The following is a 23,217-nucleotide window of genomic DNA, read 5'->3' as shown; positions in this document are numbered from 1 at the left end:
CTGGGGTGTTGAAACGCCGCAGTATCCCCGTCGCCCTGGCCGTCATCGTCGTCGCGGTGGCCGCGGTGAACCTCCGCGCCGGGATCGCCTCCCTCGGCCCGGTGCTCGATGACGTGCTGGACGCCTTCGGGGCGTCCGGGTCACTGGCCGGGGCGATCACGGCGATGCCCGGCGTGTTCTTCGGGATCATGGGCCTGGCGGCGGTGCCGTTGGCGGGCCGGCTGGGGCTGTCCCGGTCCCTGTTCCTCGGCATGCTCTTCACCCTCGTCGGGCTGGCGGTGCGCCCGTGGGTGGGGAATATCGCGGTGTTCCTCGTGCTCACCGCGTGTGTCGTCGGCGGTATCGCGCTGGGCAATGTGCTGCTGCCCGCGTGGGTGAAGACGCACGGGGGACGCCACGCCGTCGCCCTGATGACGATCTACAGTGCGATGCTGGGCGTCTCGGGGGCGGTGGGGCCGCTGTCGGCACTGTGGTTCGACGGGGATTCGGCCTGGCAGTGGGCACTGTTCGTGTGGGCGGTGCTGGCGGTGCTGCAGGTCGTGGCGTGGGCCGTGGTGGTGGTGCGCGCCGGGCGGGATGTGCCGGGCGCCTCGCCGCTGGACGCCGCCGAGGAGGCTGCGGAAGCTGACGGCACTGACGGCGCTGCATCGTCGACCGAGGAGACGCTGCGGGCGACGTCCCTGTGGCGCTCGCCGACGGCGCGGTTCCTCATGCTGTTCTTCGGACTGCAGGCGATGAACGCCTACATCCAGATGGGTTGGCTGCCGACGATGTACACCGACAGCGGGGTGGCGTCCTCGACGGCGAGCATCGGGCTGGCGGTCATCGGCGCGTTCAATATCGCCGGCGGTGTGGTGATGCCGACGGTCATCGACCGGGTGAAGGACCTGCGGCCGTTCCCGGCCCTGTTCGCCGCGTTGACGGCGGCCGGGTGGCTGGGGATGTGGCTGGCGCCGTCGATGGTGCCGCTGCTGTGGTCGGTGCTGCTGGGCCTGGGCGGTTTCTGTTTCCCCACGGCCATTGCGCTGATCCCGGCCCGGTCGCGGTCGCCGCTGGTGACGGCGCGGCTGTCGGGTTTCGTGCAGCCGGTGGGGTACTTCATCGCCGGGCTGGGCCCGTTCGTCATCGGGGTGGTCTACGACAAGGTCGGCAACTGGGACGGGATCATCGCCGTGCTGACGGTCATCGCGGTGCTGATGGGGGTGCTGGGCGTGCTCGCGGGGAAGAACACGGTCATCGAGGACGAGCTGACCGCGGCGAACTGAGCGGGCGCTGAGGTTCGGTTCGCGGCGACCGGATCGGTGGCGGCGTCCTGCCGGCGGGTGGTTGGGTCGGGCACCATGACCGGCCTCACCCTGCACTGGTTCCTGCCCCCGTTCCTCGATTCGCGGCATGTCGCCGGCGGCGGCCCCGGGGGCCTGGTCACCGGGCCGGACGCCGCGGACGGTGACCGCACCGTCGACCTGAACTACCTCCGGCAGCTCGCGCTGGCCGCCGAGCACAACGGTTTCGAGTCGGTGCTCGTGCCGGTGGGCCTGTGGTGCGAGGACCCGTGGGTGGTGGCCTCGGCCCTGGTGGGTGTCACCGAGAAGTTGAAGTTCCTCGTGGCGGTGCGCCCGGGTGTGGCGTCGGCGTTGAAGGAGGCGCAGTCGGCGGCGACGTTCCAGAACCTGTCGGGTGGACGCCTGGCGATCAACCTGGTCACCGGTGGGGAGCCGGCGGAGCTGGCGGCCTACGGCGACGGGCTGGGCAAGGCGCAGCGCTATGCCCGCACCGGCGAGTACGTGGACCTGTGGAAGCGGTTGTGGAATGACGCGGAGCCGGTCTCGTTCGACGGGGAGTACGTGCACGCTGACGGGGCGCTGCTGCCGGTGCGTCCGGAGCCGGATCCGCCGATCTACTTCGCGGGGACGTCACCCGCCGCGGTGGCGTTGTCGGGACGCCGCGCCGAGACCTATCTGACCTGGGGCGAACCTCCGGCGGCGGTGGGGGAGAAGTTGTCGGCGGTGCGGGCGGAGGCGGCGTCCCACGGTCGGACGGTGAGTGGTGGGCTGCGGGTGCATGTCATCGCCCGGCCGACCGGGGAGGAGGCGTGGCGGGTGGCCGGGGAGCTGCTGGAGAAGGTGTCGCCGGAGGTTGTGGCGGCGGCGCAGGAGAAGTTGGCGGCCTCCGAGTCGGAGAGTCAGCGGCGGATCTCGGAGCTGCACGGCCGTGGCGCGGGCTATGTGCAGGGCGGGGATCCGCATGACCTGGAGGTGTATCCGGGACTGTGGACCGGGGTGGGGCTGGTGCGCGGTGGGGCGGGTACGGCGTTGGTCGGGTCGTATGACGAGGTCGCGGCGCTGATCGGCGAGTATGTGGCGCAGGGGGTGGATGAGCTGGTGCTGTCGGGCTATCCGCACCTGGAGGAGACGTTCCATGTGGGGCAGGGGCTGGTGCCGGCGCTGCGCCGGCGCGGGTTCGGGGTGACGAACCACGGCCCGGCGTTCGCGGGTGCCGGCGTGGGTGCGGGTGTGACCGCCTGACCATCTGACACTTCACCCCGGCTCCACCAGCCCCACTGTTCCCACCAGCACATCAACCCCAGTAGCCCCATCGGGCCACCGCTGCGGCAGGCCATCCGGTCTCCTGGCAGGCCAAAACAGCGTCCGGAGGGCCTTCCGGCAGGGTTTTGGCCTGCCGGACCGTCAGTTGGCCTGCCGCAGGGGCCACCGGCCGCATCCCCTGCCGCGCGCTGCCACCACCGCTAGGGTGACCGGTATGACGTTTCCCACCGCAACACACCGTCCCCGCACCCTCGTCGCCGGACTGCTCACCGCCGCGGGCCTGGGCCTGACCACCCTCGCCGCCCCGGCCCAGGCGGACCCGGCGGCGGCGTCCTTCCTGGAGCAGCTCGACATCCCGGCGCAGGCGGTCCCGCCGGCCGCGGGTGATGCGCACCGGTTCACCTACACCACCACCGGCGCGCAGGACGCCCCGACGACCTCCTCCGCAGCGGTCTACCTGCCCACCGGACCGGCACCGGAGGGCGGCTGGCCGGTGCTGGCCTGGGCGCACGGCACTGTCGGGCTCAACGACGTCTGCGCCTACTCCACCAACGGCCCCGGGGCGGTGGACCGCGACTGGGCGTACCTCGGGCACTGGCTGGACCAGGGCTATGCCATCGTGGCGACCGACTATGCGGGGCTGGGCACACCGGGCGACCACCCGTACCTCAACGGGAAGGTGGAGGCACACAATGTGGTGGACGCGGTGAAGGCGGCGTCCGGAACCTACGCGGAGCTCGGCGACCGGTGGGGTGTGGTCGGTCAGTCGCAGGGTGGTGGCGCGGCGATGATCACCGCCCGCTACGCCAACGAGTTCGGCGGCAGTGCCGACGGCCTGTCGTACCGGGGTGCGGTGGCGACGGGTGTGCCGGCGTACATCGAGGAGCTGCTGCCGCTGGTGATGCGTCCGCTGCAGGATCCGGCGTTCCCGGTGGAGTACCGGAATCCGTCGCCGACGTTGACGACCTACCTGCTCTACATCGTCTCCGGGCTGCGGACCTCGCATCCGGAGTGGGACGTGGATTCGTACCTGACGCCCTACGGGCATGACTGGGTGGCGACCGCGGAGGGCCCGGTGTGTGACGGGGACGGTGGCATCACTGACGTCATCCGGGACGGGAATGTGCAGGTGGGGAAGTTGTTCTCCCGCCCGCTGGAGGACATCCCCGGGTTCCGGGACGCCCTGCGCGACTACATGGGGGTGCCGGAGTCCGGCTATGACGCCCCGGTGTTCATGGGCCAGGGGGCGCTGGACACCGATGTGGGGCCGGGGGCGATCGCGTTGGCCGGTCACCTGAAGGCCAACGGCGAGCCGGTGGAGTTCCACCTGTACCCGGACCAGGACCACAGCGGGACGGTGAACACGTCGCTGGCTGATTCGGACCCGTTCGTGGCGCGGATCTTCGCGGGGTAGCCGACCGCCGTGGCGAGGGGGCTGGTCGAGGGGTCGGTGGCGCCGACCTGTCGACGACCCCGGTGGCGAAGGGGCTGGTCGAGGGGTCAGTCGCACCGACCTGTCGACGACCCCCGTGGCGGGGACAGGGAAGGTGGCCGGTCGCGGAGGGGGAGTGAGCGAGCGCCGCGGCGAGTGAGCACCGCCCCCTACGGCCGCGGCCGCCCCTCGATCCAGTACGCCACCCAGTCGACGAAGTCGCGGTCCACACCGAGCTCGTCGACGGCCACCTTGCGGACCTCCTTGGCCAGGCCGGCCTCCCCGGACACCCACACGTACTCCGGTGCCGCCGCGGGATCGTCGGACGCCGCCGCCCGGCGCAGCTGCGTGGTGACCGCCTCCTTCTCCATCCCGGGGGCGGCGTAGATGATCTTCAGGGAGCCGACCTTCTCCTCCCATTCCTCGGCGAGCCCGGCCTCCAGGTCGTCGGGGGAGTGCGCGACGACGTAGACGTGGTACTTCGCCAGGTCGTCGGGGTGGTGGTCGGCGGTGAACTCCAGGATGGCGCGCAGTGCGGGCACGGCGGAGGGGTCGGCGACGAAGAGGGGCCGGTCGGCGTGGCGGATCCAGATGGCGTTGCACAGCCAGATGCCGGCGGTGTCGCCGGGGGCGGCCGCGGCGCACCACAGTGAGCCGGGCCCGGAGTGGTCGTCGTGCATGACGACGTCGAGGTCGATCTCACCGGCGTCCTGCCGGAAGTGGCGGATGGTGTACCAGCGCAGGCCGGGCCGTTCCTGTTCGGGCAGGTCGGCGACGGCGGCGCGGATGTTCAGTCCGTCGACGTCGACGCTGGCGGGGGTCGGCAGCGGGACGCCGGGCACGGGCATGAGCAGTCCGACGTACTCGTCGGGTCCGGTGAGGGTGAGTCCGCGCAGCACGGGGGAGGCGAGGGTGAGCCGCCGCAGGTTGGGGGCGATGAGGTCGTTGGCGGTGACGGTGGCGGGGATCATGCGGTAGCCGCCGTTGCCGAGCAGCCGGTCGATCTCACCGTCCTCCCGCTGCGGGTGGGTGTGCAGGTCGCGGTCGCGGACCGCGGTGGGTGGTGTGGTGGTCACTCGGCTCCTTCCGGGCTGGTGGTGCCGTGCTTCGTGCGCGGGACGATGAGGGGTCCGCCGTCGACGGGATTGTCGACGACGACGGCGTCCAGATCGAAGACCTGCTTGAGCAGGTCCTCGGTGATGACCTCGGCGGGCGTGCCGGTGGCGACGAGTTCGCCGGAGTGCATGACGATGAGGTTGTCGGAGTACTGGATCGCCAGGTTGAGGTCGTGGAGCACCATCACCACTGTACGGTTGAGTTCCTCGCGCAGCCGGTTCACCAGGTCGAGGACCTCGATGGAGTGGGAGAGGTCGAGGTAGGTGGTGGGCTCGTCGAGGAAGAGGACGTCGGTGTGCTGGGCGAGCACCATGGAGATCCACACGCGCTGGCGTTGGCCGCCGGAGAGGGAGTCCACGGACCGGTCGGCGAAGTCGGTGGCGTCGGTCATGGCGAGGGCGGCCATGACCTCCTCCTCGTCGGTGGAGGACCACTGGTTGAGCCAGGACTGGTGGGGGTGGCGTCCGCGGGCGACGAGGTCGGCGACGATGAGGCCGGGCGGGGAGACCGGGGACTGGGGCAGGACGCCGATGATCTTGGCGAGGTCCTTGCGCCGCATTCCGCTGATGTCGGTGTCGCCGAGGTGGACGTCGCCGGCGTCGGAGGGCATCAGGCGGCCGAGGGCGCGCAGCAGGGTGGATTTGCCGCAGCCGTTGGGGCCGATGATGGTGGTGACCTTGCCGCCGGGGATGGTGGCGGTGAAGTCGGGGATGACCGGCGTTCCGGGGACGTACCCGACTTTCAGGTGGGTGGCGGTGATGTCGTGCGGGTGGGTCATGGGGTGGTGGTCTTCCGGTTGGCCTTGACGAGGAGGTAGATGAGGAACACGCCGCCGACGGCGGAGGTCAGCAGTCCGACGGGCAGTTCGACGGGCAGCAGGGACTGGGTGACGATGTCGGCGCCGAGCAGGAGGCAGGCACCGAACAGGCCGGAGGCGATGAGGGGCGGGGTGGGGCGTCCGCACAGCAGGCGGGCGACCTGGGGTGAGACGAAGGCGACGAAGCCGATGGGGCCGGCGGCGGAGACGGCGACGGCGGCGAGGACGACGGACATGACCAGCAGCAGTCCCTGGACGAGGGTGACGTTCTGGCCGAGGGCCTTGGCGACGTCCACGCCGAGGGCGTTGGCGAGGAGCTGGAAGGCGATCCACACGAACAGCGGGGTGAGCACGAGGATGATGACGATGACCGGGAGTGCCTTGCCCCAGTCGGCGTTGTTGAGGGAGCCGGAGAGCCACATCTGGGCCTGCGAGGCGTCCTGCAGGTCGGCGCGGGTCATGAGGAAGTTGATGTAGGCGGTCAGCAGGGCGGAGATGATGATGCCGGAGAGGACCAGGCGGAAGGGGTCCATGCCGCGCCGGTAGGCGAGCAGCCAGATGACCACGCCGGTGAGCAGTCCGCCGATGAGGGTGGCGACCGGGATGCCGACGCCGGCGAGCCAGCCCATGAATCCGCCGGCGCCGCCGCCGAGGACGATGATGGTGACGGCCATGGCGGAGGCGCCGGTGGTGATGCCGAGGATGTCGGGGCTGGCCAGGGCGTTGCGGGTGACGGACTGGGTCAGTGCGCCGGAGACGCCCAGGGCGGAGCCGACGAGGATGCCGGTGACGGTGCGGGGCATGCGCCACTCGAAGACGACGAGGTGCTCGATGCGGGTGCCGCCGTTGGTGAAGACGATCTCGAGCACGCGCCAGGGGCTGAGGGGGTAGTCGCCGAGTCCGATGGACAGGGCGAACAGGAACACCCCGAGGACGATGAGGCCGACGGTGACGAGGAACTGGCGGGGCCGCCACACCGTGGACAGGCGTCCGATGCGGAAGGCGGGACGCCCGGGGACGCCGCTGTCGGTCACGTAGGCGTCGGTGAACCGTCGGTAGAGGCCGGTCACAGTTCCACCACCTTGCGTCGGGCGAGCATCCAGATGAACAGTGGGGCGCCGACGAAGGCGAGGACGATGCCGACCTCGAGTTCACCGGGGCGGGCGATGACGCGGCCGAGGACGTCGGCGTAGATGAGCAGGACGGCGCCGGCGAGGGCGGAGTACGGCAGGATCCAGCGGTAGTCGGGGCCGGTGAGGGAGCGCACGAGGTGGGGGATGAGCAGTCCGAGGAAGGAGATGGGGCCGGCGGCGGCGGTGGCTGCGGCGGCGAGCAGGGCGATGACGGCCATGCCGAGCATCCGGGCGAGCCGGGTGTTCACTCCGAGGCCGGTGGCGACGTCGTCGCCGAGGTTCAGCAGGTTGAGCTGGGGTCCGGTGGCGAAGGCGAGGAGCAGGCCGATGACGATGACGGGCATCACGCCCCAGAAGATGGACATGTCGCGCCCGGCGACGGAGCCGACGGTCCAGAACCGCATCCGGTCGAGGTTGTTGTCGTCGGTGAGGACGAAGCCGGAGATGATCGCCAGCAGGACGGCGTTCATCGCCGCGCCGCCGAGGATGAGTGTCATCGGGTTGACGGTGCCGCCGGACGCCGAGGCGAGGGCGAAGACGGCGACGGTGGCCAGGACCGCGCCGACGAAGGCCCAGACGGAGGTGGCGAAGATGCCGGTGACGCCGAAGATGGCGAAGCTGATGACGACGGCGAGGGAGGCGCCGGAGGTGATGCCGAGGATGCCGGGGTCGGCCAGGGGGTTGCGGGTGTGGCCCTGGATGAGGGCTCCGGCGACGCCGAGGGCGGCGCCGACGACGATGGCGAGCAGGGTGCGGGGCCAGCGCAGCTGGGCGATGACCTGCAGGTCGGGGTCGGTGACTGTGTCGTCTCCGAGGGCGCCGGGCAGTTGCTTCAGTCGGTCGATGAGGACGTCCATGGGGATGTCGCGGGAGCCGAAGGCGAGGCTGAGGATGAAGCCGATGACGAGCAGGGCGGCGAGGAGGACCAGGCCACCGAGTCGGCGGCGGTGCAGTGCCCTGGTCGCTGAGGGTGCTGACGGTGCCGTGGCGGCTGAGGTTGCCGGGGTGGCCGGGGACGCCGACGCTGCCGGGGTTCCGGAGGTTCCGGTCTGGTGGCCGGGTGTTCCGGGTGGGGAGGAGGTCCCCGGGCTCATGGGCGGACGCCCTTTCTCATCGGCAACAGGACAGGTTTACCTTACGGTCGCCGGGAGGATGGTGCAATGCTCGGCCGTCAGGACCGACACGTCCGCCCCGACCGGTGACCGGTCGGGGCGGACGGGGAGGTGCAGGGGTCGAGTGTGCCTGCGGTGCGGCGTTCCTACAGGATGCCCTGGCTCTCCAGGAAGGCCTGGGTGTCGGAGACGACGCCCTGGAAGGTGTCGGAGGCGCCGACGACGGCGTTGTAGGCACCGGCGATCGTGGTGATGGCGGCGCCGCCGACGGCGAGGGACACCAGTGCGTCGGTGGCCTTGCCGTAGTCGAACTGACCGTCGGTCCAGGAACCGAGGGCGTCGGCACCGGTGACGGAGCCGAAGACATCGCGGTCGGCGGAGGCATCGGCGGAGCCCTGGGTCGGCGGGGTGGTGGTGTCGGCGGTCTCCGGGGTCTCGGCGTTGGCGATACCCGTTCCGGCGATGGTGACGATTCCGGCGGTACCGAGTGCGAGCAGGGTCTTCTTCATGGTCATGGCTTTTCCTCGTGAGGGTCGTGAGGGGAAATGGACATCCATCAACCTATCCGCCGGTCGGAAGCGCGCAACAGATAGATTCTGAGAGAGCGCGCCCCTGAATAGAGCCGGTTTTCGCCGATTTCTGGAGGTGTCTGCGCAGGTGGGAGAGGGGGACCGAGGTTGCTGAGAGTATCGCCCGGTGCTGGTGACGGGTGCTGTCGGCCGAAATCGGGGGTTTCGAGGTGGTTTCTGCACTGTGGCCTGGGGAAACAGCGGTGCGGGTGCCGAAATCACTAAATGGGTATAAAAATAACCCCGGACTGAGTCCGGGGTTACATGCAGCTGATGTGCTGCATAGCGCAGCGCGAGTGCTGCGCAGGCGGGGGTCCTGTGTTAGAGGATGCCCTGGCTCTGCAGGAAGGCGATCGTGTCGTCGACGGTGCCCTGGAAGGTGTCCGAGGCCTTGACGACGGCCGAGTAGGCACCGGCGATCGTGGTGATGGCGCCGGCACCGACGGCGAGGCCGACGAGGGCTTCGGTGGCCTTGCCGTAGTCGAACTTGCCGTCGCCGTCGAAGGAGCCCAGCGGGGCCGGGTCCTTGTCGCCGACGCCGGAGGTCGGGGCCATGGAACCGAAGATGTCAGCGTTCTGCTCGAGGTAAGCGGAGCCGGCGGTGGAGCCGTCTCCCATCTCGTTTCCGCCGCCCGGGGTCTCGGCGGCGTTGGCGATGCCGGTACCGGCGATGGCGACAGTGGCGGCGGTGCCCAGGGCAACGAGGCTCTTCTTGATGGTCATGAGGGACCCTCTCAGGTAGATGATGTTTCCTGAGCGACCTTAACAATGCCTAACAAGACAATGGAAGGGTGACCTGAATCACTACCACTTTCGGGGGTGAAAAACACCACGGTGTAACGCGGCGTCACACCTGCTGTCCACCCCGGTTCACGTGGATTTGGGGCACGGCGTCCTGCCGTGTGATACTGGGGCGGTTGTCCGTACGGTCACGCGCCGCCGCGCACCTCAGAGTGCCCGGCACGCCGGCCGCGACGGCACAGACCATGTGCGTGAGGGTCGGTAATCCCACGCACGCAGAACTACTAGGTCTACAAGGAGACTCCAGTGATTCAGCAGGAATCGCGTCTGCGGGTCGCCGACAACACCGGTGCCCGGGAAATCCTGGTCATCCGCGTGCTCGGCGGATCCGTGCGACGGGCCGGCGGTATCGGTGACATCGTCGTCGGCACCGTGAAGGACGCCACCCCCGGTGGCACCGTCAAGGCCGGCGACATCGTCAAGGCCGTCGTCGTGCGCACCAAGAAGGAGACCCGTCGTCCGGACGGCTCCTACATCAAGTTCGACGAGAACGCCGCCGTCCTGATCAAGGGCGCCGACAACCGCGACCCCCGCGGTACCCGCATCTTCGGGCCGGTCGCCCGCGAGCTGCGCGACAAGCGCTTCATGCGCATCGTTTCTCTCGCCCCGGAGGTGATCTAGTCCATGAAGATCCGTAAGGGCGATACCGTCCTCGTCATCTCCGGCCCCGACAAGGGTGCCAAGGGCCGCGTCATCGAGGCCTACCCGGCCCGCGACAAGGTTCTCGTCGAAGGCGTCAACCGCATCAAGAAGCACGTCGCCAACTCCGCCCCCGAGCGTGGCGCCGAGTCCGGTGGCATCGTCACCCAGGAAGCCCCCATCCACGTCTCCAACGTGATGGTCCTGGACTCCGACGGTAACCCGACCCGCGTCGGCTACCGCTTCGACGAGGACGGCAAGAAGATCCGCGTCTCGCGTCGTAACGGGAAGGACATCTAATGAGCGACAACTACACTCCGCGCCTCAAGGCCCGCTACAAGTCCGAGATCCGCGACGCGCTGAACGCCGAGTTCGAGTTCAAGAACGTCATGCAGATCCCCGGCGTCACCAAGGTTGTCGTCAACATGGGTGTCGGCGAGGCTGCCCGCGACTCCAAGCTGATCAACGGTGCCATCAAGGACCTGACCCTCATCACCGGTCAGAAGCCGCAGATCCGCACCGCCAAGAAGGCCATCTCGAACTTCAAGCTGCGTGAGGGCATGCCCATCGGCGCCCGCGTCACCCTGCGTGGCGACCGCATGTGGGAGTTCCTGGACCGTCTGCTGACCGTGGCCCTGCCGCGAATCCGCGACTTCCGGGGTCTCTCCGACCAGCAGTTCGACGGCCACGGCAACTACACCTTCGGTCTCTCCGAGCAGTCCATGTTCTACGAGATCGACGTCGACTCGATCGACCGTCCCCGCGGCATGAACATCACCGTGGTGACCACCGCCACCAACAACGACGAAGGCCGCGCCCTGCTCAAGCAGCTCGGCTTCCCGTTCAAGACGGCGGAGAGCAGCAACTAGTCAGTTCGCGGCGACTGCGCCGGCCTCCGGGTCGGTGTGGTGGCTGTGCTTTCGGTGCCCACTTCGACTTTCGGGTCGCCGGGGTGCCGTGCGCCTGACTGTGTGGCAGTTCCAGCAGTTCGACCACTCCCCAGTACCGGTTCCGGGTTCGCCCGCGGTGCTGGGGAGTGGTGTATCCGGGGGCACTGTGTGGCGAAGTAGGGGGCGCTGTGAGGGGCAGTGTATGGGGCAGTGTATGGGGCATCGGCGGGCGGTGAACGCCGGATACTTACCTCTCTGTCACCGCCTGAGCCCCGTGAGCGGTGCTGGCGAGTGCAGTATCTCCCGGCTGCAGTCCAGACAGTCAGCCGGCAGGCCAGCTGCTCACGCGGCAGGCCATGTGTTCAGCCGGCAGACCAAGCGTCGAGATGGCAGGCCATGCACCCGGCTGGCAGGCCAAACAGTCAGCTGGCAGGCCAAAACAGCGTCCTGGGCCGTTTCAGACGCTGTTTTGGCCTGCCGCCGCTCGCTGTCAAGCTGTGTGGAGTCACCCGACCCTAAACCGTTGCTTCCTGCCTGTGATTGATGCCGACGACCTCCGCCGGCTTCCGGGTCCTCGGCCTGCCACGGAACCGCTCCGGATGCCGGTCGAAGTAGCGTTGCAGTGCATCATCCCGGCGCTGGTGTTTGGTCTTCCACGTCCCGTCGAAGACATCCTGCGGGCTGAACAACGCAACTCCCGAGTGCTTGTGGCAGGTGTTGTACCAGGGCACATACGACCGCAGGAACGTCCGGGCATCCTCGAGTGAGTCGAAGACGCCCGGGTAGTCCGGCCGGTACTTCATCGTTCGGAACTCTGACTCGGAGTACGGATTGTCGTTGGACACGTACGGCCGGTTGTGACTCATCTGCACACCATGGTCACTGAGCAGGTTCTGGTTACGTCCTCTAGCGTGGTGTATCTGTAACTGCCGGTGACCGCCCGTCCACGACGACGGCGACCACCGCAGGTACCTTTCGACTCAACTCCTACATATCCTCGAAAGGGACTCCACGATGGTCACCAGCCCTCATCATATCGACCCGTCAACCTACCTCGACGAACTGCTCACCCAGGCCTCCCCGGACCTGATGCGCCAGATGCTGCAGAGCTTCATCAACCAGATCCTGTCCACCCAGGCCGATCAGGTCTGCGGCGCGGACTACGCCACCACCAGCGAGTCCCGCACCAACACCCGCAACGGTTACCGTCACCGCGACCTCGACACCCGTGTCGGCACCGTCGACGTCGCCGTTCCCAAGCTCCGCTCCGGGTCGTTCTTCCCCGACTGGCTGCTGGAACGACGAAGCCGGGCCGAGCGAGCTTTGAGCACCGTCATCGCGACCTGCTACCTCAAGGGTGTCTCCACCCGAAGAATGAACGACCTGGTCGCCAGCCTGGGGATCACCAACCTGTCGAAGTCCCAGGTGTCCGAAATGGCCAGGGACCTTGACTCCATGGTTGAGGATTTCCGCCACCGCCCACTCGACACTGGGCCGTACCTGTACGTGTCCTGCGATGCGCTGACGATGAAAGTCCGCGAAGGCGGTCGGGTCGTGAAGACGTCGGTGCTGCTGGCGACCGGGGTCAACGCGGAAGGTTACCGGGAGTTATTGGGCATGCAGGTCGCCACGGCAGAGTCCGTGGCCTCCTGGACCGGCTTCTTCCGCGACCTGAAGGCCCGCGGACTGGACCAGGTGTTCCTGGTCACCAGTGATGCGCACCTGGGTATCCAGCACGCGATCGGTGAGGTCCTGCCGAACGCGTCGTGGCAGCGCTGCCGGACGCATTTCGCCAAGAACCTGTCGTCCATGGTGTCCAAGACCCAGTGGCCGACGTTGTCGGCGATGTTCCAGACGATCTTCCAGCAGCCTGATGCTGCCGCGGTGTGGGACCAGGCCCGTGAGGTCGTCAGCTTCTGTCAGAGCAAGTTCCCGCATGTCGCCGACTACCTCGAGGAAGCTCTCGACGAGCTGTTGGCGTTCACCAACACGCCGAAGGCGGTGTGGACCAAGGTCTGGTCCAACAACCCCACCGAGCGGCTGAACCGGGAGATCCGCCGGCGTACCGATGTCGTGGGGATCTTCCCTAACCGCGATGCGGTGGTCCGTCTGGTCGGGGCAGTGCTCGCAGAGCAGCATGATGACTGGATCCAGCAGAAGCGGTACATGTCGCTGACGAGTCTGGAGCATACCCGGACGGTGATAGGCGCCAACGTCATCGACGTCGACGGCGACGACCGGGTGCAGGAGGCAGCATGAGCGGAGCCCGTTATCAGGCCCGTGATGGTCCTTGACCTGGTGTCACGCGCTTTTGTTTCAGCGGAAGGGAGATACACCACTTCCCCGGACTTGACCCAGGTTCTTCAGGTCGTTGGACTTCATCACCGTCCCGTTGTCAGCGTGCACGACCCCGGGAGGTCCGTAGGCCTCGATCGCCTGGGAGAACATCTCGTTGACCAGAGACTTGTCCTCGCGGTCGGCGACCCGCCAGGCGATGATCATCCGCGAGTAGATGTCGATCACCGAGTACGCTTTGAACGTCTTCCGGGCGTACGGCGACTTCAGATCCGTGATGTCCCAACTCCACACCTGGTTCGGGCCGGTGGCGACCACCACCGGTGTGGGCCGCTTCTTCGACGTGCCGGTGCCCCTCGTCGGGGCAACCGGGCGGGTGGCCTGGTCCAGGTCACCGGCGATGCGCCACCAGGACCGCTTCGACGCGATCATGATCCCGGCGTCCCACGCGGTGGCGAACGCGTAGTCCACCGAATTGCCGGCCGCCCAGGCCAACTGGATCAATGCGGCGATGACCGCCCGGTCTGCCAGGTCGATGCGTGACTCGTAGGCCCGGTCGGCCTGGTGGACCGGATCAGCGACCGTGGTACGGGGCTGGTGACGGTAGTGCCACGTTGACCGGGCCAGGTCGACCAGGTTCAGTGCCTTGCGCAGAGATCCGAGGTATTCCGGGCGTTTCAGCTCGTTGACCAGGTCATTGTCGATCCTCAGGAATCGGAGGGCCTGGTCTGATCCGGGTTGTCGTCGGGCCCGTGCGCGTTCAAGTCGTGCAAGAGCCCGATAGCTTTTCCCAGTGCATCGTTGGTCGCCTCCAGTTTGGAGTTGGACGACTTCAGTTCGGCGACCTGTTTTTCCAGCTCGGCGATACGACGAGCTTCGGTGTCCTGCCGACTTGCGACGGCCCGGCGTTGGGAATTGGAGGATTTCACCCCATCACTGTCCCTGGGTACCAGTCCTTTGTCGATGTCCCCGTCGTAGACCGCGGAGCGCCATCGGCGGAGAACGCCGCGGGACACTTCCGTTCCTGCCAGCCATGTGGCCTTCGTGCCGTGGGGCTGCCGGTCGTATTCGTAGACGAACTCGCGGATCTGGTCGTTGGTGTAGCCCGGTGCGATGCTCATCGCCGGGGACTCCTTTCTGTGCGGGAGTCGGAGTGACTCACACACAGCCTGGCAAAGAGGGCGCAATGACAGTTGCGCGGTCAAGTCCGGGGAAGTGGTGTATCTCCCTTCCGCTGAAACAAAAGCGCGTGACACCAGGTCAAGGACCATCACGGGCCTGATAACGGGCTCCGCTCATGCTGCCTCCTGCACCCGGTCGTCGCCGTCGACGTCGATGACGTTGGCGCCTATCACCGTCCGGGTATGCTCCAGACTCGTCAGCGACATGTACCGCTTCTGCTGGATCCAGTCATCATGCTGCTCTGCGAGCACTGCCCCGACCAGACGGACCACCGCATCGCGGTTAGGGAAGATCCCCACGACATCGGTACGCCGGCGGATCTCCCGGTTCAGCCGCTCGGTGGGGTTGTTGGACCAGACCTTGGTCCACACCGCCTTCGGCGTGTTGGTGAACGCCAACAGCTCGTCGAGAGCTTCCTCGAGGTAGTCGGCGACATGCGGGAACTTGCTCTGACAGAAGCTGACGACCTCACGGGCCTGGTCCCACACCGCGGCAGCATCAGGCTGCTGGAAGATCGTCTGGAACATCGCCGACAACGTCGGCCACTGGGTCTTGGACACCATGGACGACAGGTTCTTGGCGAAATGCGTCCGGCAGCGCTGCCACGACGCGTTCGGCAGGACCTCACCGATCGCGTGCTGGATACCCAGGTGCGCATCACTGGTGACCAGGAACACCTGGTCCAGTCCGCGGGCCTTCAGGTCGCGGAAGAAGCCGGTCCAGGAGGCCACGGACTCTGCCGTGGCGACCTGCATGCCCAATAACTCCCGGTAACCTTCCGCGTTGACCCCGGTCGCCAGCAGCACCGACGTCTTCACGACCCGACCGCCTTCGCGGACTTTCATCGTCAGCGCATCGCAGGACACGTACAGGTACGGCCCAGTGTCGAGTGGGCGGTGGCGGAAATCCTCAACCATGGAGTCAAGGTCCCTGGCCATTTCGGACACCTGGGACTTCGACAGGTTGGTGATCCCCAGGCTGGCGACCAGGTCGTTCATTCTTCGGGTGGAGACACCCTTGAGGTAGCAGGTCGCGATGACGGTGCTCAAAGCTCGCTCGGCCCGGCTTCGTCGTTCCAGCAGCCAGTCGGGGAAGAACGACCCGGAGCGGAGCTTGGGAACGGCGACGTCGACGGTGCCGACACGGGTGTCGAGGTCGCGGTGACGGTAACCGTTGCGGGTGTTGGTGCGGGACTCGCTGGTGGTGGCGTAGTCCGCGCCGCAGACCTGATCGGCCTGGGTGGACAGGATCTGGTTGATGAAGCTCTGCAGCATCTGGCGCATCAGGTCCGGGGAGGCCTGGGTGAGCAGTTCGTCGAGGTAGGTTGACGGGTCGATATGATGAGGGCTGGTGACCATCGTGGAGTCCCTTTCGAGGATATGTAGGAGTTGAGTCGAAAGGTACCTGCGGTGGTCGCCGTCGTCGTGGACGGGCGGTCACCGGCAGTTACAGATACACCACGCTAGAGGACGTAACCCAGTTGCGCTGCCGGCAGGGGACTCGACCGGACTCGGGGCCTGAACGGGGGACTCGGACGCTGCGGTGCCTTCGGTCTGGGCCGGGCGCCTTCACTTTGTGTCCGCTGCCTTCGGTCCGGGTCGATTTCCCGGCCTGGGGTGCCCCGGACTGAAGGCACGCTGCACGAACTGATGGCAGGCGGGGGCGGGGCATGGTCTCGGGCGTCCCGGGCGACTCGGGTGTCCTGGGTGTCCCGGGCGTCCTGGGCGTCTAGGGCAGACCGGGAGAGCTGGACGGCCGGGAGAGCTGGGCGGGGCGGTCGGGCCCGGCGAGTACTGGGGCGGACGGTTCAACCGGCGCGCCGCCTGTCCCACCTGCGGGGACGGGCGGTTTTCTGTGCGGGGTTTCTGCATTCCCGGGTGGGGGTGGGGCGTCCCCTGCTACTCTTCTCACCTGACATCACCCCCGGAAAAGAGGAATGCCACCCCATGATCGAGCTGTACAACGCCTTCATCGACTTCATCGTGCCGCCCTGGATCAACCTCGTGAATTTCGAGCTCGATCTCTTCGACGTCGCCGGTTCCGGCGGGGCCACCGACATGTTCCAGGACTACGTGAACAGCAACGGCGGCAGCGCGGGCTTCCACGACCGCCGCGGTGACATCGCCGGGATGGCCGACGGGCTCCACCTCTGACATCCCCCCGCTGTCTCAGAAAAGCACCTGCCCCCCGACGGAATCCGTCGGGGGCAGGTGACTGTCGGGACTGAGGCCGGCCGCCGCTGAGACCGCCTGCGCCCCGAGATCGTCACCGTTTTCACTCCCGCCAGCCCACGGCGTCCGGAATCGGTGACGATGTCGGGGCGCTGTGGGGATCGTGGGGTCGCCGGGAAGGACACCTACCCCGCGTGGCCCAGCAGATGCTCGGCGGCGAGGGACAGTTCGTCGCGCACCGGGGCGAGCTCGTCCGGCGACGTGGTCTCCAGCAGTGTGCGGATCGTCTGGTGCGCGTTGCGGCTGTGCTCCCGGTCGTCGTCGTCCCAGTTGCCCGTCAGATGGGCGTCGATGAGGTGCGCGTCATCGTCGAGGGTGAGTGCGGCGGACTGGTTCGTGTCCGCGGCGGTGGTCGTCGCGTCGATGTACTCGGTGACGATGCCGCGGAGATGGGTCGGGAGGTACGAGGTCATGGCGTCCAGTGTTGTGATCCCGTGGGGCGCGCGCAACCGGAACAGGAAAAGATGGTGACGACCGGTACACATTTCGGCCCGACCGTGGCACGGAAAGCGGGAGTTGTGTATCCGTCGTGACGCGGCGTGCGGTCGGCGCCACGCGCAACCGGCAACCGGCAACCGGCAGTCGACCCCGGCCAACCCCCGGCTACCCGCCGATGGCGCTCATCGTCCGGTCCGGCTGCACGTACTCCGGATCGTTCAGCGTGACCTCGTCGGAACCGTAGGCGCGCGGCTTGTTCCACATCGCCCCGGCCCACACCTCGGCCACCTCGTCGTCGGAGGCACCCGAGCGCAGCACCGACAGCAGGTCGGTCTCCTCCTGGGAGAACAGGCAGCTGCGCACCTTGCCGTCGGCGGTGATGCGGGTACGCGAGCACGCCGCACAGAAGGACTCGGTCACCGAGGCGATCACCCCGACCTTGCCGAGCACCGGGGAATCGGGCGCGGAATCCTTCGCCCGCACCTCCCACAGCTGCGCCGGGGCCGACCCACGCGGCACCGGATCCACCGACAGGTCGTAGCGCTGCGAGAGCCGCTCCCGCACCTCCGCACCGGAGACGAGGTTGCGCCGTGCCCAGTTGTGGTCGGCGTCCAGCGGCATCTGTTCGATGAAGCGCAGCTGGTAGCCGCGGGTGATGCACCACTCCAGCAGATCGGCCGCACCCGTGTCGTTGATGCCGCGCATGAGCACCGCGTTGACCTTCACCGGTTCCAGACCGGACGCCTTCGCCGCCTCCAGACCACGGATGACCTGCGGCAGCCGGTCGCGGCGGGTCAGCTTCTTGAATGTTTCCCGGTCGACGGTGTCCAGCGAGACGTTGACGCGGGTCAGCCCGGCCTCGACGAGCGAGTCGATCCGCTTGTCGAGGTTGATGCCGTTGGTCGTGATGGAGATCGGCACCTCCGGGTGCAGTTTCCGCACCCCGGCGATGATGTCGGCGAGATCCTGGCGGACCAGCGGCTCGCCACCGGTGAAACGCACGTCGCGCACCCCGAACAGCCGGACGCCCAGATCGGCGATACGCACCGCCTCCTCGGCGGTGAGCAGTTCGTTCTTCTTCAGCCACACCATGCCCTCGGCGGGCATGCAGTAGGTGCAGCGCAGGTTGCACTTGTCGATCAGCGAGATGCGGAGATCGTCGGCGACACGCCCCCACCGGTCGGCGAGGGTGCGGGTCGGGGTGGGGAGGAGCGCGGTCATCGTCGTGCGGCTCCTTTCGTGCGTAGAATCTGGATCGTTCGGTCGGACCGTACACCCGGTCGGCGAAACCTTATGCAGGTCAGCAGGGTGGGCGGGGGGAGGTTGGCTGTGTCAACTAACGTGTCCCACTGTAACCCGCTGCGGCCCACGGCGACAGCGGAGACCGCTTCCGAGAGGACTTCCATGACCACCACCGCCCGATCCCTGGGCTCCGCACGGGGCCGTTACGCCAGCCTGCTCGCGATTCTCGCGGCCCTCGTGCTGCTGCTCGCCACCGCCTGCTCCAGTGACGGTGACAGCTCCGACAATCCGGAGAACACCGTCAAGGTCTACGCGGCGGCGTCCCTCAAGAACGTCGGCGACGAGCTCGCGCAGGCCTTCGCCGATGACGGGCATGACGGTGTGACGGTCGAGTACAACTACGCCGGCTCCTCCAAGCTCGTCCAGCAGATCGACCAGGGCGGGGACGCCGACCTGTTCATCAGCGCCGACGAGGAGAACATGGACAAGGCGCAGGACCTCAAGGAGTTCAAGTTCAAGGACTCGGAGCCGGTGACCATCGCCACCAACCAGCTCGTCCTCGCCACCGCCGAGGGCAACCCGGCGGACCTGGAGAGCGTCGACGACCTCAAGGACAAGCAGGACGCCCGCATCGCCGTCTGCGCCGACGGCGTGCCCTGCGGCACCATCGCCCACAAGGTCCTGGACACCGCGGGCATCACGCTGAAGAACCCGACCGAGGAAGCCAACGTCGCCGACGTCACCACCAAGATCAGCACCGGTGCCGTCGACGCCGGCTTCATCTACTCGACCGACGCCAAGGCCGGCAAGCTCAACGCCATCCCGGTCCAGGGGGCTGAGCCCAACAGGTACCCGGCCGCCGTCACCACCGCCGGCGCGAACAAGGACAACGCCACCGCGTTCCTGAAGTTCCTGCAGTCCGACAAGGCGCAGCAGATCCTCGCCTCCTACGGCTTCGGCGCCGCGTAGCAGGTGCCGCACCCGGTGACACGTCGCACGCGCACCACCGCCGTCCCGGCGACGCTGAGCGTCGTCGGGTTCGTCGCGTTACTGGCCCTGCTCGGGCCGCTGGTCGCGCTGCTGCTCAACATCCCGTGGAACCGTGCGGTCGAGCTGGTCACCGCCCACGAGTCCGTCCAGTCGCTGACCCTCTCGCTGGGCACCGCGGTGACCGCCACCGTCATCGTCATCGTGCTGGGACTGCCCCTGTCCCTGTGGCTCGCGGAGTTCGCCCGCCGGCACCCGGGGGCCGCCCAGGGCGTCCAGCTGGTCGTGTATGCGCCGCTGGTGCTCTCCCCGGTGGTCTCCGGGCTCGCCCTCGTGTTCTTCTGGGGACGCCACGGGCTGATCGGCGAGCCGCTGGAGACCGCCGGGATCCGCGTCGCGTTCACCTCGCTGGCGGTCATCGTGGTTCAGGTCTTCGTCACGCTGCCGTTCTTCGTCTCCACCACGGTCACCGCCCTCCACGGCATCCCGTCGGTGCTGCAGGAGGCCGCGGCGGTCGACGGGGCGTCCCGCTGGCAGACCCTCGCCCGGATCGTCGTGCCGCTGGCCTGGCCCGGCATCGTCACCGGCACCGTCCTGTCGTTCGCCCGTGCCCTGTCGGAGTACGGGGCCACGCTGACGTTCGCGGGTAACGTCGCCGGGGAGACACGCACCATCCCGCTGCTCATCGAACTCGGCCTGTCCGCCAACGACATGGACCAGGCGCTCGGCGCCTGCATCATGCTCATCGGCATCTACGTGCTGGTCGTCGGTGGGATCGCCGCGGTGCGCCTGATACACCGCTGACCGGGAAGGACACCCATGACACGCACCCCTGAGGACCATCTCGCCGCGGTCCGCGACCTCGTCGGAACCCGGGAGATCACCGACCTGGCCCCCGCGGCGGCGGTGGGGCACACCCTCGCCCGCGCGGTCGTGGCCGTGGAGGACTCGCCCCGCTTCGACAACTCGCAGATGGACGGCTACGCGCTGGGGGAGCGGCACCTCGCCGGAGGCAGTTTCCCGGTCGGCCCGACCGTCGCCGCCGGCCATGACCCGGACACGCTGCTGCCCGGGGGGATCGCCGACGCGGTCGTGCCGGTGATGACCGGGGCGCGGCTGCCCGCCGGCACTGCCGCTGTCGTCAAGGTGGAGACCTGCACTCCGCCGGACTTCGCCGCGGCGGAGACGGCAGGTCGGGTGACGGTGCCCGCCGCGCCCGCCGGACAGTTCGTCCGCCCGCAGGGCTCCGACATCGCGGCCGGGTCGGAGCTGCTGCCCGCCGGGCATGTCGTCAACCCCCGCACCGTGGGCGTCGCCGCGGCGCAGGGGATCACGGGACTGCCGGTGCGACGGCCCGCGCGGGTGCTGCTGTGCACCGGCGGCGACGAGATCAGTGAGGCCGACGGTGCCGGTTCTGCCCCGAACTCCGCCACGATCAGGGACGCCAACGGACCGCTGCTCGCCGCCCTGTGCGCCCGCCACGGCATCACCGTCGCCGGCCACGTCCGCACCTCCGACGATCCGGCGGTGTTCCGCGCCCTGCTGCACGGGGCGGTCACCACCCACCGGCCGGACGCCGTGATCACCAGCGGCGGCATCAGCCACGGCCGCTTCGAGGTCGTCCGCCAGGTGCTCGGGGACGCGAGCGGCACAGGCGGCACAGGCGGCACAGCCTGGTTCGGCCATGTCGCCCAGCAGCCCGGCGGCCCGCAGGGCTGCGCGGTCTTCGCCGGCGTCCCGGTGGTGTGCCTGCCCGGCAACCCGGTCTCCACCGCCGTGAGCTTCCGCCTGTTCGTCGCCCCGGCACTGGGGGAGGCTCCGGCGCCGGTGACCGCGGTGGTCGACCGGGATCTCACCGGGCTGCCCGCCAAGGACCAGTTCCTCCGGGCGGTCCTGTCGGTGGATGACACCGGACGGCTCACCGCCTCCCCGGTCGGCGGGGCGGGGTCGCATCTGCTGGCACAGTCGGTGACGGCGTCCGCCCTGCTGCGGGTGCCCGCCGGCGCGGAACTGTCCGCCGGGCAGACCGCGACCGTCTACCCGCTGTGAGGTCGTGCCGGACAGTATTCCGGAACAATCCGACGCGACCTCACGTCCGGAGAACGGGCGGACCCCTCGTCGTGGGGTAGCGTCGGGAACCGTGCTCCTGTCCCAGTTGACCTACTTCGAGGCCCTCGCCCGCGAACGCCATTTCGGCCGCGCCGCCGCAGCCTGCTTCGTCACCACCTCGACCCTGTCCGAGGCGGTCCGGAAACTGGAGAAGGAACTCGGCGTGCAGCTCGTCGACCGCGGGCGGACCTCCTTCCACGGACTGACGCCCGACGGGGAGATCGTGCTCGCCTACGCCCGCCGGATGCTCGCCGATGAACGGCACCTCGGTGAGGATCTCGCCGCCGCCCACGGTTCACTCGCCGCCACGCTGCGCTTCGGGACCATCCCGTCGGGGACCGGCTGGGCCGCCGACATCCTCGCCCGCCTCGCCGCCGCGAACCCGGGGGTGACCGTCGATCTGGTCACCGGACTGCGCAGTGAGGAGATCGCCGAGCGGATCCGCTCCCACGATCTCGACGCGGGGATCATCCACCCGCGTGCCGGCCGGGCGGACGCCCACGGTGCCGGCCGTGCGGGACTCCACCTCGCCCGTCTCGGCACCACCCGGTTCGTGCTCGCCGGACGCCCCGGGGTACTCGACAGGATCGACGCGACCGCGACGGTCGGAGGGGTCGACGACGACAGGACCGGGATTGCCGGGAAGGCAGGGAAGGCGATCGAGGCAGGGAAGGCGATCAAGGCCGTGAAGGCCGGGCAGAAGGCCGTGACCGGGGAGGACCTCGCCGGGCTGCCGCTGGCACTGCTCGCCCCGGGGATGCGTGCCCGTGAGGAGTTCGACCACGCCATGGCGGCCGCCGGTGTGACGGTCACCCCCTCGGCGGTGGCTGATTCCGCGGAGGCGCTGCTCGCCCTGGCGGGTACCGGCCAGTGGGCCGTCATCGTCCCGGAGGCCTCGGTCACTGCACCGCGGGCCGGCAGTGTCGCAGACCTCGAGGTCCGCCGGCTGCAGGATCCGACGGTGGCGATGGAGGTCGCCCTCGTCCGGCTCGACGTCGACCCGGTGCCCGCCCTCGCCGCGGCGGTGGACCGGGCGGCCCGGTGATCCCCGCCGGCTTCCGGCGTACCCAGCACAGGTTCGCACCGTGGGCGGTGCTGGTCTCCGGGGTGGCGGTGACGCTGGTCATCGGGCTGCTCGGCCTGCTGACCGAGGTGGTCGGCCACCCGTTCCTCATGACCAGCTTCGCGGCGTCCTGCGTGCTGGAGTTCGTGCTGCCCGTCGCCCCGGTGTCCCAGCCGGTGAACGTCATCGGCGGGCACCTGGCCGGGGCGGTGTGCGGGCTGGTCGCCCTGTCGCTGCTGCCGGGGAGCTGGTGGGCGTTCGCACTGGCCACCGGGGTGGCGGTCATGGCGATGACGGGGCTGCGGATCCTGCATCCGCCGGCGGCGTCGCTGCCGTTGATCATCATGCAGGACGCCCAGGACTGGTGGTACCTGCTCACCCCGATCCTGGTGGGGACGGTCATCATCGTGGTGCTGGGGCTGGTGTACCGGCGGCTGCTGGGGGAGCGGCTGCACCGGTGATGTCGGGGTTCCCACCCCCGAATTAGTGAATGATGTGTCAGGTATTTCCGCACGTTCATTCGGTTTTGCCGCTCAATGGTTCGCTGTGTCCCAGCTCACGGCGCCGTGAACTGCACCGACACTGTCCGGAACAGCCGAAGGGGTGTTCGGTGGA

General features: G+C 68.5%; 25 protein-coding genes. 13 read left to right on the top strand and 12 right to left on the bottom strand.

Translation table 11 applies throughout. The annotated features are described in order from the left end of the window. Positions 1 to 5 precede the first annotated feature (5 nt). From FSW06_RS06835 to FSW06_RS06825, 3 genes are all read left to right on the top strand, one after another. Positions 6 to 1,265, top strand: coding sequence for an MFS transporter (locus FSW06_RS06835; protein ID WP_010120754.1), 1,260 nt, complete (start codon positions 6 to 8; stop codon positions 1,263 to 1,265). A 75-nt stretch (positions 1,266 to 1,340) separates the two neighbouring features. Then, on the top strand, positions 1,341 to 2,525 hold the full coding sequence (locus tag FSW06_RS06830; RefSeq protein WP_010120753.1) for an LLM class flavin-dependent oxidoreductase: 1,185 nt from the start codon (positions 1,341 to 1,343) through the stop codon (positions 2,523 to 2,525). Positions 2,526 to 2,760: 235 nt separating this feature from the next. After that, positions 2,761 to 3,960 carry a lipase family protein gene (locus tag FSW06_RS06825; RefSeq protein WP_010120752.1) on the top strand — a complete coding sequence of 400 codons (1,200 nt, stop codon included), beginning with the start codon at positions 2,761 to 2,763 and terminating at the stop codon, positions 3,958 to 3,960. A gap of 188 nt (positions 3,961 to 4,148) precedes the next feature. On the opposite strand, the gene FSW06_RS06820 is transcribed toward FSW06_RS06825, so the two are convergent. The 6 genes from FSW06_RS06820 to FSW06_RS06795 form a co-directional block, all read right to left on the bottom strand. Then, on the bottom strand, positions 4,149 to 5,054 hold the full coding sequence (locus tag FSW06_RS06820) for a siderophore-interacting protein (protein ID WP_010120751.1): 906 nt from the start codon (positions 5,052 to 5,054) through the stop codon (positions 4,149 to 4,151). Then, positions 5,051 to 5,872: an ABC transporter ATP-binding protein gene (locus FSW06_RS06815; protein ID WP_010120750.1), complete on the bottom strand. Its 822-nt coding sequence runs from the start codon at positions 5,870 to 5,872 to the stop codon at positions 5,051 to 5,053. Before FSW06_RS06815 ends, FSW06_RS06820 begins: the two co-directional genes overlap by 4 nt. Then, positions 5,869 to 6,981: a FecCD family ABC transporter permease gene (locus FSW06_RS06810; protein WP_010120747.1), complete on the bottom strand. Its 1,113-nt coding sequence runs from the start codon at positions 6,979 to 6,981 to the stop codon at positions 5,869 to 5,871. Before FSW06_RS06810 ends, FSW06_RS06815 begins: the two co-directional genes overlap by 4 nt. After that, positions 6,978 to 8,138 carry a FecCD family ABC transporter permease gene (locus FSW06_RS06805; RefSeq protein WP_010120745.1) on the bottom strand — a complete coding sequence of 387 codons (1,161 nt, stop codon included), beginning with the start codon at positions 8,136 to 8,138 and terminating at the stop codon, positions 6,978 to 6,980. The genes FSW06_RS06810 and FSW06_RS06805 overlap by 4 nt, the downstream gene beginning before the upstream one ends. 164 nt (positions 8,139 to 8,302) lie before the next feature. After that, entirely contained in the window at positions 8,303 to 8,671 is a 369-nt protein-coding gene (locus FSW06_RS06800; RefSeq protein ID WP_010120744.1) for a hypothetical protein, read from the bottom strand. 375 nt (positions 8,672 to 9,046) lie between these two features. Beyond that, positions 9,047 to 9,448: a hypothetical protein gene (locus FSW06_RS06795; protein ID WP_010120743.1), complete on the bottom strand. Its 402-nt coding sequence runs from the start codon at positions 9,446 to 9,448 to the stop codon at positions 9,047 to 9,049. Between the two features lie 324 nt (positions 9,449 to 9,772). Here FSW06_RS06795 and rplN point away from each other — a divergent pair, with 324 nt between their 5' ends. From rplN to rplE, 3 genes are read left to right on the top strand one after another with little or no spacing between them, the layout of a single operon-like run. Then, positions 9,773 to 10,147, top strand: coding sequence for a 50S ribosomal protein L14 (gene rplN, locus FSW06_RS06790; RefSeq protein ID WP_010120742.1), 375 nt, complete (start codon positions 9,773 to 9,775; stop codon positions 10,145 to 10,147). Between the two features lie 3 nt (positions 10,148 to 10,150). After that, on the top strand, positions 10,151 to 10,465 hold the full coding sequence (rplX, locus tag FSW06_RS06785) for a 50S ribosomal protein L24 (protein WP_010120741.1): 315 nt from the start codon (positions 10,151 to 10,153) through the stop codon (positions 10,463 to 10,465). After that, the gene (rplE, locus tag FSW06_RS06780) at positions 10,465 to 11,034 is read left to right on the top strand and encodes a 50S ribosomal protein L5 (protein ID WP_010120739.1); all 570 of its coding nucleotides are present in this window, start codon (positions 10,465 to 10,467) and stop codon (positions 11,032 to 11,034) included. Before rplX ends, rplE begins: the two co-directional genes overlap by 1 nt. 536 nt (positions 11,035 to 11,570) lie before the next feature. On the opposite strand, the gene FSW06_RS06775 is transcribed toward rplE, so the two are convergent. Further along, entirely contained in the window at positions 11,571 to 11,921 is a 351-nt protein-coding gene (locus tag FSW06_RS06775; protein ID WP_146881318.1) for an integrase core domain-containing protein, read from the bottom strand. Positions 11,922 to 12,069: 148 nt separating this feature from the next. Here FSW06_RS06775 and FSW06_RS06770 point away from each other — a divergent pair, with 148 nt between their 5' ends. Continuing rightward, on the top strand, positions 12,070 to 13,314 hold the full coding sequence (locus tag FSW06_RS06770) for an IS256 family transposase (RefSeq protein ID WP_010122907.1): 1,245 nt from the start codon (positions 12,070 to 12,072) through the stop codon (positions 13,312 to 13,314). A 57-nt stretch (positions 13,315 to 13,371) separates the two neighbouring features. Here FSW06_RS06770 and FSW06_RS06765 read toward each other — a convergent pair whose 3' ends face one another. The 3 genes from FSW06_RS06765 to FSW06_RS06755 all read right to left on the bottom strand — a co-directional run bounded on the left by FSW06_RS06765 (position 13,372) and on the right by FSW06_RS06755 (position 15,890). Continuing rightward, positions 13,372 to 13,845: a DDE-type integrase/transposase/recombinase gene (locus FSW06_RS06765; protein ID WP_146881316.1), complete on the bottom strand. Its 474-nt coding sequence runs from the start codon at positions 13,843 to 13,845 to the stop codon at positions 13,372 to 13,374. Between the two features lie 212 nt (positions 13,846 to 14,057). After that, positions 14,058 to 14,471, bottom strand: coding sequence for a hypothetical protein (locus FSW06_RS06760; RefSeq protein ID WP_010122930.1), 414 nt, complete (start codon positions 14,469 to 14,471; stop codon positions 14,058 to 14,060). Between the two features lie 174 nt (positions 14,472 to 14,645). Next, a complete protein-coding gene (locus FSW06_RS06755; RefSeq protein WP_010122907.1) occupies positions 14,646 to 15,890 on the bottom strand; it encodes an IS256 family transposase in 1,245 nt (414 codons plus the stop codon). Positions 15,891 to 16,478: 588 nt separating this feature from the next. On the opposite strand from FSW06_RS06755, the gene FSW06_RS06750 reads away from it, so the two are divergent. Continuing rightward, on the top strand, positions 16,479 to 16,685 hold the full coding sequence (locus FSW06_RS06750) for a hypothetical protein (RefSeq protein ID WP_010122886.1): 207 nt from the start codon (positions 16,479 to 16,481) through the stop codon (positions 16,683 to 16,685). A gap of 203 nt (positions 16,686 to 16,888) precedes the next feature. Here the strand turns inward: FSW06_RS06750 and FSW06_RS06745 are convergent, their stop codons facing one another. Next, complete coding sequence (locus FSW06_RS06745; protein ID WP_010122884.1) at positions 16,889 to 17,176, bottom strand: hypothetical protein; 288 nt, start codon at positions 17,174 to 17,176, stop codon at positions 16,889 to 16,891. A gap of 190 nt (positions 17,177 to 17,366) precedes the next feature. Beyond that, the gene (gene moaA, locus FSW06_RS06740; RefSeq protein WP_010122881.1) at positions 17,367 to 18,422 is read right to left on the bottom strand and encodes a GTP 3',8-cyclase MoaA; all 1,056 of its coding nucleotides are present in this window, start codon (positions 18,420 to 18,422) and stop codon (positions 17,367 to 17,369) included. Positions 18,423 to 18,605: 183 nt separating this feature from the next. Here moaA and modA point away from each other — a divergent pair, with 183 nt between their 5' ends. From modA to FSW06_RS06715, 5 genes are all read left to right on the top strand, one after another. Next, complete coding sequence (modA, locus tag FSW06_RS06735) at positions 18,606 to 19,412, top strand: molybdate ABC transporter substrate-binding protein (protein WP_010122874.1); 807 nt, start codon at positions 18,606 to 18,608, stop codon at positions 19,410 to 19,412. A 15-nt stretch (positions 19,413 to 19,427) separates the two neighbouring features. After that, positions 19,428 to 20,234 carry a molybdate ABC transporter permease subunit gene (locus FSW06_RS06730; RefSeq protein ID WP_010122873.1) on the top strand — a complete coding sequence of 269 codons (807 nt, stop codon included), beginning with the start codon at positions 19,428 to 19,430 and terminating at the stop codon, positions 20,232 to 20,234. A gap of 15 nt (positions 20,235 to 20,249) precedes the next feature. Then, positions 20,250 to 21,479 carry a molybdopterin molybdotransferase MoeA gene (locus FSW06_RS06725; protein WP_010122871.1) on the top strand — a complete coding sequence of 410 codons (1,230 nt, stop codon included), beginning with the start codon at positions 20,250 to 20,252 and terminating at the stop codon, positions 21,477 to 21,479. A 91-nt stretch (positions 21,480 to 21,570) separates the two neighbouring features. Then, complete coding sequence (locus tag FSW06_RS06720; RefSeq protein ID WP_010122869.1) at positions 21,571 to 22,584, top strand: LysR family transcriptional regulator; 1,014 nt, start codon at positions 21,571 to 21,573, stop codon at positions 22,582 to 22,584. Further along, entirely contained in the window at positions 22,581 to 23,063 is a 483-nt protein-coding gene (locus FSW06_RS06715; protein ID WP_010122867.1) for an HPP family protein, read from the top strand. The genes FSW06_RS06720 and FSW06_RS06715 overlap by 4 nt, the downstream gene beginning before the upstream one ends. Positions 23,064 to 23,217 lie beyond the last annotated feature (154 nt).

Source organism: Corynebacterium nuruki S6-4, assembly GCF_007970465.1.
Classification (GTDB): domain Bacteria; phylum Actinomycetota; class Actinomycetes; order Mycobacteriales; family Mycobacteriaceae; genus Corynebacterium; species Corynebacterium nuruki.
Note: the sequence above shows the minus strand (reverse complement) of the source record. Positions and strands in the feature narration are given on the sequence as shown.

What these genes read in the sequence shown, in the direction of transcription:
- FSW06_RS06800 (WP_010120744.1), bottom strand. Translation starts at nt 8,671, where the DNA reads ATGACCATGAAGAAGACCCTGCTCGCACTCGGTACCGCCGGAATCGTC.
- FSW06_RS06805 (WP_010120745.1), bottom strand. Translation starts at nt 8,138, where the DNA reads ATGAGCCCGGGGACCTCCTCCCCACCCGGAACACCCGGCCACCAGACC.
- FSW06_RS06760 (WP_010122930.1), bottom strand. Translation starts at nt 14,471, where the DNA reads ATGAGCATCGCACCGGGCTACACCAACGACCAGATCCGCGAGTTCGTC.
- FSW06_RS06750 (WP_010122886.1), top strand. Translation starts at nt 16,479, where the DNA reads ATGATCGAGCTGTACAACGCCTTCATCGACTTCATCGTGCCGCCCTGG.
- FSW06_RS06725 (WP_010122871.1), top strand. Translation starts at nt 20,250, where the DNA reads ATGACACGCACCCCTGAGGACCATCTCGCCGCGGTCCGCGACCTCGTC.
- rplE (WP_010120739.1), top strand. Translation starts at nt 10,465, where the DNA reads ATGAGCGACAACTACACTCCGCGCCTCAAGGCCCGCTACAAGTCCGAG.
- FSW06_RS06770 (WP_010122907.1), top strand. Translation starts at nt 12,070, where the DNA reads ATGGTCACCAGCCCTCATCATATCGACCCGTCAACCTACCTCGACGAA.
- FSW06_RS06825 (WP_010120752.1), top strand. Translation starts at nt 2,761, where the DNA reads ATGACGTTTCCCACCGCAACACACCGTCCCCGCACCCTCGTCGCCGGA.
- rplX (WP_010120741.1), top strand. Translation starts at nt 10,151, where the DNA reads ATGAAGATCCGTAAGGGCGATACCGTCCTCGTCATCTCCGGCCCCGAC.
- FSW06_RS06815 (WP_010120750.1), bottom strand. Translation starts at nt 5,872, where the DNA reads ATGACCCACCCGCACGACATCACCGCCACCCACCTGAAAGTCGGGTAC.
- FSW06_RS06775 (WP_146881318.1), bottom strand. Translation starts at nt 11,921, where the DNA reads ATGAGTCACAACCGGCCGTACGTGTCCAACGACAATCCGTACTCCGAG.
- FSW06_RS06795 (WP_010120743.1), bottom strand. Translation starts at nt 9,448, where the DNA reads ATGACCATCAAGAAGAGCCTCGTTGCCCTGGGCACCGCCGCCACTGTC.
- FSW06_RS06830 (WP_010120753.1), top strand. Translation starts at nt 1,341, where the DNA reads ATGACCGGCCTCACCCTGCACTGGTTCCTGCCCCCGTTCCTCGATTCG.
- modA (WP_010122874.1), top strand. Translation starts at nt 18,606, where the DNA reads ATGACCACCACCGCCCGATCCCTGGGCTCCGCACGGGGCCGTTACGCC.
- FSW06_RS06745 (WP_010122884.1), bottom strand. Translation starts at nt 17,176, where the DNA reads ATGACCTCGTACCTCCCGACCCATCTCCGCGGCATCGTCACCGAGTAC.
- moaA (WP_010122881.1), bottom strand. Translation starts at nt 18,422, where the DNA reads ATGACCGCGCTCCTCCCCACCCCGACCCGCACCCTCGCCGACCGGTGG.
- FSW06_RS06755 (WP_010122907.1), bottom strand. Translation starts at nt 15,890, where the DNA reads ATGGTCACCAGCCCTCATCATATCGACCCGTCAACCTACCTCGACGAA.